The following is an 11,955-nucleotide window of genomic DNA, read 5'->3' on the forward strand; positions in this document are numbered from 1 at the left end:
GACGCTCTCTGCATCCGGACGCAAACTTTTGCCCAACAGGAAGAGTGCTTCATATCTGGCAGTCGGCTTTTTGAGCGTGGCTTCCGGTCTTCTGATGGCGACCACGCCTACTCAGGATGCCGCCGCCTTCGGTGACACTCGTACCCTCAGCTTCTATCACACCCATACCCGTGAAAGCTTGACCGTCACCTTCCGGCGCGACGGGCAATACGACTCGGGGGCCCTGCAGCAGCTCAACTGGTTCCTGCGGGACTGGCGTGTCGAGAGACCGGCCCAGATGGATCCGCGCCTGTTCGACATCATCTGGGAAGTCTATCGGGAATCCGGCTCGTCGCAGCCCATCAACATCATCTCGGCCTACCGGTCGCCGGAAACCAACGGCGCCCTGCGCCGCCGGTCGAGCGGGGTTGCCGAGCATAGCCAGCACATGCTCGGCAAGGCCATGGATATCCGCCTGCCGGACGTGGATACGGCCCGGCTGCGGACCGTTGCCATGAAGATGCAGTATGGCGGCGTGGGGTATTATTCGTCCTCCGCCTTCGTCCATGTGGATACCGGCAATGTGCGGGCCTGGCCCCGGATGACGCAACAGCAGCTCGTCCAGCTGTTCCCCGATGGGAAGACTCTTCACCTTCCCTCCAACGGCAAGCCGCTACCCGGCTACGAACTGGCGAAGGCCGAGATCCTGCCGCGCAATGCCGCTCTCGCCACGCAGGCCTCTGCCGGTGCCGGTCCGTCCATCGGTGGCGTGCTCGCCAGCCTCTTCGGCCGCAAGAATACCGCAGCGCCACAGCCGGAGACCCCGGCTCCGGACGCATCGACGATGGTGGCCTCGGCCGAGCCTGAAAGCGTCAAGGAGGTCGCGGTCGCGACCATTCCTCTTCCGCCGAAGCGTCCGGTGGCGATCCAGGTCGCGGCCGCCAGCCTGCCGGGTCAGGCATCGGATGCGCTGGCGGCGCTTGTCGCGGTGCCTACTCCGAAGAGCGTTCCCGAATTGAAGCCCATTCTCGGGTATGACGCGACGGCCGCGGCGAAATCTCTCTTCGAGCCCAAGACGGCGTTTCTCGATCTCGGCTTCACGTCGACCGCCAGGAACGAGCTCAGCGTGACGCACTTCAGCGGTCCGGCCGTCAAACCACTCCCCCTTATGGACGAGGGTAAGGCCGAACTCTGAATTCCGCGGTCCTCGTCAGATGCCGAACGTCTTGACGATGCCGACCAGGAGCGCCAGCACAATGATGCCCGCTATGGCGACGGCCCAATGGGCGGCCCGGCTCTTCAGCCCTGCAGGCTCGGCAGTCTTGGGGACGGATGCGGATGCCTTCTGCAGCGGGGCCTTGCGCTGCTTCATCCGGGCAGCCGCGGCGCGATCCGGGAAGGGAATGATCTCGGCGCTTCTGACGGGAGCGGGACCCGGCTTCGCATTCGGGGACACGAGGCTGTCGTCCAGTTCAACCGGAACGCCGGTCTCCTCCAGCTGAGCGACGATGAGGGCGATGTCTTCCGCGCTCATCGATGCGATCGGCAGATTGTCTTCGAGGTCACGGTTCGTGAGATGGCCTTGCTTTCGTCCGAGGGCGATCAAGCGGTCCAGGGTGTTGCTGTCTAGCGCCGGCTGCATGAGGGCACGACCCCATTTCGTCTGGTGGGCGGAGAGGCGGACAAAGCCGCTTCGAGGAGCTTCGCCGAGCTAACGCGACAATAACTCCAGATGTTGCACCTGGACATTGCCCGACGGGCAATTTTGACGATGCTTGAGCCGCAAGTCGAGTGTGAATGACGTGGCTAATTCTTCGTTGCCCCGGAGGCCTCCTGCAGGGCGGCCTTTTCCTGCCTGATCTGCTCGGACAATTGCTCGGCGATGGCCACGAGCTTGCCGGCCATCATATGCTTGCCCTGGAGCTCGACCTGACCGGCCAGCCCGACCGTCAGGAGGGACTCGAAGACGAGATCGGCCGGAATGCCTTTCCGGATCAGATCGATGGCGACCTTCTGCCATTGGTCCGACAATTGCTCGCGGAGTGCGGAAACATCGTTGCTCATCGCCCGACCATATACGATCCACCTCGGGATGTCCCCTCCCGAACTGCAGCATCAGGGAGACTGTCACCAAGCTTACATGGAACCGTTCTAACCCGGCTCTGTCCCCAAGAGATGGAGAAGCCGATATGGACGAGCACAAGGCCCGCCTTCGCGCAAGCGATCTGGAAGATTCAGGCGATGTCGGGGTGAACCCGACGCACAACCTCACCATGGGCGAGATCATCGCCACACGTTTCAACCGCCGCGACCTTCTGCGCGGCTCCCTGGCCGTTGCGGCGATCTCCGCGACCGTCGGCACCCGCGCTCTGGCGGCCAACGAGCAGCCGGCCAAGAAGGGCACTGCCGCATCCTTCGACTTCAAGGAGATCGAAGCAGGCGTCGACCAGACCCACCACGTGGCCGAAGGCTACGACGCGAAGGTGCTCCTGCGCTGGGGCGATCCGCTCTTCCCTGGCACGCCCGAGTTCGACCCGCAGAACCAGACGGCCGAACGCCAAGCCCGCCAGTTCGGCTACAACACCGATTTCGTCGGCTATATTCCGATTGACGGCTCCAGCGACCACGGCCTCCTCGTGGCGAACCATGAGTACACCAACGAGGAACTGATGTTCCCCGGCGTCGGTATCCAGGATGCCAAGGACGTTGCTTTCGCGAAGATGACCAAGGACCTGGTCAATGTGGAAATGGCCGCCCATGGCGGCGCCGTGGTCGAGATCCGTCGGGTCAACGGCGAATGGCAGGTGGTCAAGGACTCCAAGTACACCCGCCGTATCACGGCCGAAACGCCTATGGACATCACCGGCCCGGCCGCCGGTCATGACCGCATGAAGACTTCGGCTGACTCGACCGGCCGCAAGGTCAACGGCATGGTCAACAACTGCGCCGGCGGCGTGACGCCCTGGGGCACCTGGCTCAGCTGCGAGGAAAACTTCAACGGCTATTTCTGGGGCTCCCTCGGCGACACCCATCCCGAGACCAAGAACTACAAGCGCTACGGCATCGGCACGCCGGCCTATGCCTGGGGCAAGTTCCATGACCGCTTCGACCTCGCCAAGGAGCCGAACGAGGCCAACCGCTTCGGCTGGGTGGTCGAGATCGACCCATTCGATCCCACCTTCGTGCCGAAGAAGCGCACCGCACTCGGCCGCACCAAGCACGAAGGCGCTGCCGGCCTCACCAACAGCGACGGCCGCTACGTGATCTATCTCGGCGACGACGAGCGCTTCGACTACGTCTACAAGTTCGTCACCGCCGGCAAGGTCGATACCAAGAACCGGGCGGCGAATTTCGGCCTGCTCGACGAGGGCACCCTTTTCGTCGCCAAGTACAACCCGGACGGCAAGGGTACGTGGCTGCCGCTGGTGCAAGGCCAGGGTCCCCTCACCGAGGCGAACGGCTTCAAGAGCCAGGCCGACGTGCTGATCGAAACCCGCCGGGCGGCGGATCTTCTCGGGGCCACCAAGATGGACCGTCCCGAGGATATCGAAGCCAATCCGCAGACCAACCGCGTCTACGTCATGCTGACGAACAACACGCGCCGCAAGGAAGACCAGGTGGATGCCGCCAACCCACGTGCGAACAACGCCTTCGGCCACATCGTCGAAATGATGCCGGAGGGCGGCAACCACGCCTCGTCGGCCTTCACCTGGGAAGTTCTGGTGAAATGCGGCGATCCTTCGGTGGCGTCGGTCGGCGCGACCTTCTCGTCGGAGACGACCAGGAACGGCTGGTTCGGCATGCCCGACAACTGCGCCATCGACAACCAGGGACGCCTCTGGATCTCCACCGACGGCAACAACGCCAAGGCGACAGGTCGCGCAGACGGCTTGTGGGCCCTGGAAACGGAAGGCGAGATGCGCGGCACGTCCAAGCACTTCTTCCGAGTTCCTGTCGGGGCGGAAATGTGCGGCCCGTTCTTCACGCCGAACGACGAGACGCTCTTCCTGGCCGTGCAGCATCCCGGCGAGGCGGAAGAAGGCGCTCCCGCCAGCTTCGACAATCCGATCACGCGCTGGCCGGACTTCAAGGACGGCATGCCGCCCCGGCCTTCCCTGCTCGTGGTCACGAAGAAGGGCGGCGGCAAGATCGCCTGACGGTTTGACCCGACCTTGAACGATCAAGATTGCAAAGGAGCCCATCGCGGCTCCTTTGTTCTTTCGAAGCGCCGCGACGCGCATTCTGAAGCCGTGCCGAATTTTTGGGATAGCGAGCCGCCATCGCGGCAGGAGGAGAGTGGCGCGGGCGACGGGGCTCGAACCCGCGACCTCCGGCGTGACAGGCCGGCACTCTAACCGACTGAGCTACGCCCGCGCATTTCCTCGCATCGCCCGCTCGAAGGAGCGTTTCTTGCGATGGAGGCGCGCAAGTACCGGTGAACGCGCGCTCTGTCAAATGGTGTTTGGCTTATCCCCAGGCGCTCCGGTTTTCCGGAGGCTGATGGGCATAACATCAAGGGCAGGAACCTAATCCCTGGTGCTGATGGAAAAAACCTCATGGCCGGCTCCGTTCAGAACGCGCACGGCCTCGATCTCGGGATCGCGGGATTGCGGACGGCGGGCGAGCGAGAATACCTTCAGGGCCCGCTCCTTTGCCTTGTCGAGCGAGTCGGTGCGCACCATGATCCGGCGGACGACGCCCCCGCCCGCCTCTTCCGAGGCCACGGTTTCAATACGGTAGATTTCGAACACGGCTTACAAACTCCAATATCAGAGCCCCTCCACCATCAGGCCCTGATGCGATGGAGCTTTTCGAACCGCTTGATCAAACGGTCCCGTTTCAACTTCGACAGACGGTCGATCCAGAAGATCCCGTCGAGCTGATCGATCTCGTGCTGGAGGCAGACGGCCATCAGCCCTTCCGCCTCCTCCTCATGCGCCTCGCCGTCGAGTCCGCTGTAGCGCACCCGCACCCGGGCATGGCGCTCCAGTTCGTCGGTGACGCCCGGCATCGAGACGCTTCCCTCCACATGACGGATCCTATCCGGGGAAGACCAGACGACTTCCGGATCGACATAGATGTGGGGCTCGGGGTCGGATTCCAACTGGATGACCACGAGCCGCCGGAGGATGCCGACATGCGGCGCCGTGATGCCGATGCCGGGGGCCGCGTGCATGGTTTCCGTAAGGTCCCGGGCAAGGGTCTGCACATCCTCGTCGATGGAACCGACAGGTTCGGCCCTCCGGCGCAGGCGAGGATCGGGAAAGCGGACGATCGGACGGATGGGCATGCGGGATTTCTCGAACAGGCTTGGTGGTTCAGACTACCTGTAGCGGCCGCCGCGCTGGAGCACTTCGATCTTGTACCCATCTGGGTCCTGCACGAAGAAGAACCGCGCAGGAGGCTTGCCTTCGAGCGTCAGCTCCTTGAGCGACGTGGGGCTCAGGCCCAGCGAATCGAAACGGGCATGCTCCGCCCCGACATCGTCCACCGAGAAGGCCAGATGCCCGTAGCCGTCGCCGAGCGCATAGGGCTCGGTCCGGTCATGGTTGATCGTCAGCTCCAGTTCGAACTCGCTGTCTCCGTTGCTGAGATAGACGAGCGTAAAGCCCTCGAACGCCAGTCTCTCCGCCACCTTGAGTCCGAATGCCGTTTCATAGAATGCGAGGGAGCGCTGCTCGTCGAGCACCCGGATCATCGAATGGATGGCTTTGGCCATGGACGGGAACCTCTTCGACATCGGCCTTCCACCGTCCGGTGGGAGACCTGGAAAATTCAACAACGGGTTCGGGAAATAACAGGGGGAACAGATGAACGGAAGAGCGCGAGGGCAGCCGATCGAACAGGCTGCCGAAGCCCCGACAAAAAAGCCTTCCCTGGTTGGGCCAGGGAAGGCAGGTTCGGGAGGAAGAAACGCTGACTGCCCGGCCCCAACAATCGCGGAGCGGGTTTGTTAACCAGGTGCGGCGTTCGACCACACCTGATGTCGGTAATCCAGAAGGCGAGTGAGAGCTTCGAAAATGGCGCAATCAAGGAAATTTGATGCCTGCCAAGTTTCAAGAACGCAATTTCCCAAGGAACATTGATCAAGCTCAACGCTTTGGTTTGGTACGGAGGCACCATTCCCCGCAACCCCTTGTCGCCTCCGCACACTCAGCAGCCCCGTTCGGCCTTATTGGAACGGGGCTTTTTCGTGTGCGCTGCCGTGAGTTTATTTCTCGAACTGGCCGGCGATGGCGCGAATGCGGTTGCGGACATAGTTGGGCAGCCCGGCGCTGATGGAGTTGCCGGAGTTGAACGAGCTTTTGCCCATGAGCACCTGAGCGGGAATGAGGTTCCTGAGCACGGGAACGCTCTCGAACTCCTTTTTCCGCTCCAGGACATCGGTCTCGACCGCAAGCGTCATGAACACGGTCGCGACCGTCTTGCCCGCATCACTAGGATAGGGCTGCAGCACGGCCACCAGCTTCCCGAACTGCATGACCTGATTCACATGGAAGATCGTCTGTTCCAGCACCCCGGTCACGGGGGCGTCGAGGCCGGTGAGCTTAGCATATCCGGCCCGTTCGATCTCCTCGGGCGCAAGCGTGCGGATCTCCGTCTGGAAATCCATCGATTCCGAGATTTTCTTGCCGCCCTCTTCCAGCTTGTTGGCGAGCCGTATGCCCACCGGCAGCTTGCCCTCCAGCGGATAACGCGACTCGATGCACAGACTTCCCTCGGGCTCGCACCAGCGCCGGTTCGGATGACGCTGATAGGCGCTCTCCGGGTCCACCTGGGGGGCGGCCTGATCCGCCGTGATGCGGCGATGCTTGATGGCCGGATCGATGGTCTCGAGCACATCGAGCCGGGTATAGCGCCCCAAGTCGATGGAGCCGGGCGCCTTGTTGATCAGGAAACGTGCCTCGACCACATACATGTGGAGCTTCTCGGTATAGGCTTTCGGAATGCCGTGGACCGAGACCTTGATATTCGGCTCGATATAGGCCGGATAGGGGCTCAGAAGCTGCTTCTGCAGAGGCCTCTCGCGAGCCCAGTCCTCGAACCGGATCAAACCCGTTCCGACGTCGGCGAGCTTGTCGTCCCGGTGGTCGCTGAAGAGGATGGTCCCGGGCTTCAGCACTGCCGGCGCCACGGCGGTCACGGACGCAATCTCGTCGATCTTGAACTCCTGCGCTTTCAGCGCGCCCGTGCAAACAAAAAGAGCGGCCAGGACGGCCAGCGTCCGTCCGAAGGGTTTTGTCGGAATCATCAGTAAACCTGTCCGTTGCGCCAGAAATAATCCGGGTCCACCCGCTGCGGCCGCCGCGGGGCGTCGTCCTCCCACCACCAGCGGAAGCCCCGCTCGGGTTCGGCCTGACGGCGTGCGGGCGGAGCGTTGCGGCGCAGGCTCTCCAGCCAGCCCGGCCCCTGCGCGTAAGGACCGTCCTCGTAGTAATCCGGCCCGCTCCTCTCCTCGCCGTCGCTCCAGGGATCGGGGTTCCGGAAGGCGTACACTTCCGATTGCGGCACGAGACGGTACTGGGTCTCGTTCAAGCGACCGAACCAGCTGAGACGGAAGTGCTCCGTGAAGGCTCTGCCCTGTCCATCCGTGAGCCTGTCGCCGGTGTTGAGATCGATCGGCAGGGCGATCATCTGCTTGGCCGTCTGAGGCGAAGGTGGGTTGAGGGGCGCTTTCGGTATGTCGTGTTCCCATGCAGCCTGAAGGATGGACTGGAAGATCGGAGCCGCCACCTTGCCGCCGGTCTGTCCTCGACCGAGCGTGCGGCGCTTGCCGTCGGCATTGTCATGCCCCACCCATACGGCAATGGTGACATCGTTGGTGAAGCCGACGAACCAGGCATCGTTCTCGTTGTCTGACGTTCCCGTCTTGCCTCCGGCATAGGGAGCAAGCGCCTTCAGCGAGCGGGCGGTCCCCCGCTCCAGGACGCCCTGCAGCATGGTCTTCAACTGATAGAAGGCGACCGCGTCGGCGGAACCGAGCCGAACCAGCGTGTTCGCTTTGCGGCTATACACGGTGCGTCCGTTCTCTTCCACGCTCTCGATGGCATGGGGCACGGGCATCGCGCCCTCATTGGCAACGGCCGCGTAGAAGGCGGCCAGATCGAGAATCCGCACCGGCTGCGCGCCGAGAACGAACGGATAATACGGCGTGCATTCCAGATAGAGCTGCGCTTCGATTGCGAGTTCGCATACGCGCTTCAGGCTCTGTTCCGGCGATGCTTCGATGCCGCCGTCGAGCAGGCGCGCCGTCACGAGATTCTTGGAGTTCTCGAGCGCCCGGCGCAGAGTCATGATTCCCGAGCGGCCGCCGTCGAAGTTCTTCGGGCTCCAGGATTCGCCGGCACCGGAATTCGCCCCACCGCCCACGGGAGGCAGCGTTACCGGCGCATCCCAGATCAGCGTGTTGGGCTGCAGGCCCTTCGACAGGGCCGCGAGATAGGTCAGCGGCTTGAAAGCGGAGCCCGGCTGTCGCTGCGCCTGCGTTGCCCGGTTGAGCTGGCTCAACGGATAGGAGAAGCCGCCCGTGATGGCGAGAATGCGGCCGGTCCTGTTCTCGAGCACGACCGCACCGCCCTGCACGGAAGGGGGCACCCGCAGGTCGGCGCGAACCGCGCCCTTGCCCTTCTGCTCGATCACCTGGACGCGCACCACGTCGTAAAGCTTGAGGTCCCGCCGTGCCGCGTCCCAGGCGTTCAACGACAACACGCGCCCATCCGAAAGGCCGACCCGCAGGACATTGGCACCGGTCTTCTTGTCCTTCCCCTTCTCGATGACGACGGCGGCCGGCCAATGCACGTCATAGAGAGGCAGCCGCACAGCCTCCAAGGCCCGCTGCCAGGCCGGAGGCCCGTCCTTTGTGGTTTCGAGCGCTTTGACGGCCTGTGCAAGATTGGCCTCGGCGCCCTGGTAGCGCTGCCGCCCTACGCTCAGTTCGTAGCGGGCAAGCCCTTCCTGCAAGGCCGTCTCGGTGGCCTCCTGCAGAGCCGGGTTGATGGTGGTTCGCACCGTATAGCCACCTGCGCTCAGTTTCTCGATATCGGCAAGCGTCCGGGCGTCCCGGCTCACATGATCGACGAAGTAGAAGCCCGTCGTGCGTCTCGTCCGTTCGAACGGCACCCGCAACGGCAGGGACGCAACGGCCTGATGCACCTGATCGGGCTTCAGGAATCCATCGTCCTGCATGCGGCTCAGGACATAAGCCATGCGCTCCTGGGCACGGTCCGGCTTCGTATCGGGATTGTAGTAGTTAGGCCCCTTCGCCAATCCTGCGAGCAGCGCCCCTTCGGAAACGGACAGCGCCTTGGCGCTCTTACCGAAATAGCTCTGAGCCGCCATCTCGATCCCCCAGGAGGAGCGACCGAGATAGATCGAGTTGAGATAGATTTCGAGGATCTCCGCCTTGCTGAGAACGCGCTCGACCCGCGAAGCGACGATCATTTCCCGCATCTTGCGGTCATAGGTGACGTCGTCGCCGACGAGGAGATTCTTGGCCACCTGCTGGGTGATCGTGGAACCGCCCGCAGGCCGTCCGGGATTTGTCAAATTCCCCATGAAGGCGCGGATCACCCCACGTTCGTCCACGCCCCTGTGCTGGTAGAAGCGTTTGTCCTCTGCCGAGACGAAGGCCTGCTGCACGCTCATCGGAATGTCCGACAGGGGAACCCAGATGCGTCGATGATCGGGTTCATACACCTCGGCGAAGCGCTTGCCGCTCCCGTCCAGGATCACGCTCACGCCCGGAAGCTTCAGGCCCTTCAGCTTTCCGGCATCGGGAAGCCCTGCGACGGCCGCATTGTAGTACGAGATCACCTCGCTCAGATCGACCGGTGGCGGCTCGACCTTCTCGTCCTTGCAGAACTGACGGTAGCTCGCCTGCAGGTCAGTGAAACTCAGCCCCTGCAGCACCTTCAGATCACCCGTGATGGCCTGCGGATCATCCATGGCCGTCGCGATGAGATCGTCGAGATTGATGTCCTCGATATCGAAGGCGCGCCGCATATGGGTACAGCCGTCCTTCAGGATCTGGGAGACCTGCTCCTTGTCGCGTGCGGGATCGAAACTCGTCCTGACCGTCGCCGGATCGACGAGAACCTGGCTCAGGGTCAAGGCCGTTGCAAAGATCTTGACGAGGATCGCACTCATTCCGCCGCCGTCATCGGGAAGCCACACTCCATGAAAAGGTATCCGGCACGGGCTGCCATGGCTCGTATCCTGCTCGGAACAAGCTGAATGGAAGCCGACCATCGCGGCTGACCCAGGATTGCCATTCCAGTGAGATGGGGCAGCCCAGCTTACTTCCCAGGTGGCGATGTCCCTCTCACGGCAATGTGTCTCACCCTCGTCCGACGAACGGCATCTTGGTCGCCATGACTGTCATGGTGAGCACATTCGCATCGAGCGGCAATCCGGCCATGTAGGCCACCGCATCCGCCACGTGCTTGGGATCGATCCTGGGTTCGGGCGCCAGAGTCCCGTTGGGCTGCAGGACGCCCTCCGTCATTCTGGCGGTCATGTCGGTGGCGGCATTGCCGATGTCGATCTGCCCGCAGGCGATGTCATAGGCGCGACCGTCGAGGGCGGTCGACTTCGTCAGCCCCAGCACGGCATGTTTCGTCGCTGTATAGGGAGCCGAGAAGGGGCGCGGGGCATAGGCGGATACGGAGCCGTTATTGATGATCCGCCCGCCCCTCGGGTTCTGGTCCTTCATGATCCTGAACGCCTCCTGCGTGCACAGGAAGGTTCCCGTCAGATTGGTGTCGAGCACCTTCTGCCATTGCTCGAAGGGGATGTCCTCGAAGGGAACGGCGGGCGACCCCGTTCCGGCATTATTGACGAGAAGGTCGAGCCTGCCGAAAGTCTGTTTCGTCACGACGAACAGGGCTGCGACAGAGGCCGGGTCCGCCACGTCGGTCGGCACGAGCAGCGTCCGGCCGCCTTCTCCCGCAATCTCCCGCTCGGCCGTCTCCAGGGCGTCCCGTCGCCGCCCCGCCATGACGACGCTGTAGCCGGCCTTCAGGAGAGCCGCGCTGATCGCCTTGCCTACTCCTGTTCCCGCCCCGGTTACGATCGCAACTTTGGAACGCTCGGCCATCCTGTCCTCCCAACCCTTGCTTCCATCTGCCATGACAGATGCATTCGGAAGCGGGAACCGCAAGGACGAAAGACCGGCTTGCTCACACCTTTCAGGTTTGAGGTGCCCTCTTGGGTAGGCAGGGAACCGGCCAAGCTTTCCCGCGTTCGCATGGTGCTAACCGGAAAGGAATCCGCCATGCGTAATCACGCCCTAAGCTCGGCTGCCATCCTGACTCTTCTGGCCCTTCCCCTTGCCGCCTGCCAGAGCAGCACTGAAACCGGTGCAGCGACCGGCGCCGCGGGTGGCGCCGTGGCTGGAGCCGTCATCGGCGGTCCGGTTGGCGCCGTGGTCGGCGGCGTCGCCGGTGCCGCGGTCGGCGGCGTTCTCACAGCCGAGGAGCAGAACAGGGTCCACACCTATGTGGTTGCCCAGCGTCGTCCCACGATGCGTGTGACGGAAGAAGTGACCGTCGGCCAGCCCCTGCCGCCACGGGTCAGGCTCTACCCCGTCCCGCAAAGCGTCGGCCTTCGGAATCCCTACAGCTATACCATCGTGAACGACCAGACTGTCCTGGTCGATCCTCAGACGCGGACGGTCGTTCAGGTCATCCAGTAGTTCGACCGCTCCCCCAAATGCAGAAAGGCGGCCTGATAAGGCCGCCTTTTCCATCATTCGGCTCAAGCGTCTGATCAATCGTCCAGATCGAGATGATTGATGAGAATTTCGCGTTTACCGGCGTGGTTGGCGGGTCCGACGATGCCCTCCTGTTCCATGCGTTCCATCAGCGAGGCGGCGCGGTTGTAGCCGATCTGCAGCCGACGCTGGATGTAGCTCGTCGAGGCCTTCTTGTCGCGCAAGACCACCGCCACCGCCTGGTCGTACAGGTCGCCGCCCGGCGC

12 protein-coding genes and 1 tRNA gene are annotated in these 11,955 nt (G+C 63.1%); 3 read left to right on the plus strand and 10 right to left on the minus strand.

Features of this window, described 5'->3' with window-relative positions; all coding sequences use genetic code 11:
- Window positions 1-94 precede the first annotated feature (94 nt).
- On the plus strand, window positions 95-1,174 hold the full coding sequence (locus AB4097_RS18985; RefSeq protein ID WP_442042404.1) for a DUF882 domain-containing protein: 1,080 nt from the start codon (window positions 95-97) through the stop codon (window positions 1,172-1,174).
- A 15-nt stretch (window positions 1,175-1,189) separates the two neighbouring features.
- Here AB4097_RS18985 and AB4097_RS18990 read toward each other — a convergent pair whose 3' ends face one another.
- Window positions 1,190-1,621, minus strand: coding sequence for an RNA polymerase sigma factor region1.1 domain-containing protein (locus AB4097_RS18990; RefSeq protein ID WP_442042406.1), 432 nt, complete (start codon window positions 1,619-1,621; stop codon window positions 1,190-1,192).
- A gap of 164 nt (window positions 1,622-1,785) precedes the next feature.
- Complete coding sequence (locus AB4097_RS18995; protein ID WP_442042408.1) at window positions 1,786-2,043, minus strand: hypothetical protein; 258 nt, start codon at window positions 2,041-2,043, stop codon at window positions 1,786-1,788.
- A 125-nt stretch (window positions 2,044-2,168) separates the two neighbouring features.
- Between AB4097_RS18995 and AB4097_RS19000 the strand changes: the two genes are divergently transcribed.
- Window positions 2,169-4,136, plus strand: coding sequence for a PhoX family protein (locus AB4097_RS19000; RefSeq protein ID WP_442042410.1), 1,968 nt, complete (start codon window positions 2,169-2,171; stop codon window positions 4,134-4,136).
- 140 nt (window positions 4,137-4,276) lie between these two features.
- On the opposite strand, the gene AB4097_RS19005 is transcribed toward AB4097_RS19000, so the two are convergent.
- From AB4097_RS19005 to AB4097_RS19035, 7 genes are all read right to left on the minus strand, one after another.
- Window positions 4,277-4,353, minus strand: a tRNA-Asp gene (locus AB4097_RS19005).
- 152 nt (window positions 4,354-4,505) lie between these two features.
- Entirely contained in the window at window positions 4,506-4,730 is a 225-nt protein-coding gene (locus tag AB4097_RS19010) for a hypothetical protein (protein ID WP_442042412.1), read from the minus strand.
- Between the two features lie 35 nt (window positions 4,731-4,765).
- Window positions 4,766-5,269, minus strand: a complete 504-nt coding sequence (locus AB4097_RS19015) for a peptide deformylase (RefSeq protein WP_442042414.1) — start codon at window positions 5,267-5,269, stop codon at window positions 4,766-4,768.
- A 33-nt stretch (window positions 5,270-5,302) separates the two neighbouring features.
- The gene (locus AB4097_RS19020) at window positions 5,303-5,698 is read right to left on the minus strand and encodes a VOC family protein (protein WP_442042430.1); all 396 of its coding nucleotides are present in this window, start codon (window positions 5,696-5,698) and stop codon (window positions 5,303-5,305) included.
- A 492-nt stretch (window positions 5,699-6,190) separates the two neighbouring features.
- Window positions 6,191-7,231 carry a hypothetical protein gene (locus AB4097_RS19025; protein ID WP_442042416.1) on the minus strand — a complete coding sequence of 347 codons (1,041 nt, stop codon included), beginning with the start codon at window positions 7,229-7,231 and terminating at the stop codon, window positions 6,191-6,193.
- The gene (locus AB4097_RS19030) at window positions 7,231-10,125 is read right to left on the minus strand and encodes a penicillin-binding protein 1A (protein WP_442042418.1); all 2,895 of its coding nucleotides are present in this window, start codon (window positions 10,123-10,125) and stop codon (window positions 7,231-7,233) included. The genes AB4097_RS19025 and AB4097_RS19030 overlap by 1 nt, the downstream gene beginning before the upstream one ends.
- Before the next feature lie 190 nt (window positions 10,126-10,315).
- Window positions 10,316-11,074, minus strand: a complete 759-nt coding sequence (locus tag AB4097_RS19035) for an SDR family oxidoreductase (RefSeq protein ID WP_442042420.1) — start codon at window positions 11,072-11,074, stop codon at window positions 10,316-10,318.
- Between the two features lie 177 nt (window positions 11,075-11,251).
- On the opposite strand from AB4097_RS19035, the gene AB4097_RS19040 reads away from it, so the two are divergent.
- Window positions 11,252-11,671, plus strand: coding sequence for a DUF1236 domain-containing protein (locus tag AB4097_RS19040; RefSeq protein ID WP_442042422.1), 420 nt, complete (start codon window positions 11,252-11,254; stop codon window positions 11,669-11,671).
- A gap of 74 nt (window positions 11,672-11,745) precedes the next feature.
- Here the strand turns inward: AB4097_RS19040 and AB4097_RS19045 are convergent.
- The coding region (locus tag AB4097_RS19045; protein WP_442042424.1) for a DNA translocase FtsK at window positions 11,746-11,955 on the minus strand (210 nt) is incomplete at its 5' end.

Origin of the sequence: Microvirga sp. 2MCAF35, assembly GCF_052115545.1 — a bacterium.
Lineage (GTDB): Bacteria > Pseudomonadota > Alphaproteobacteria > Rhizobiales > Beijerinckiaceae > Microvirga.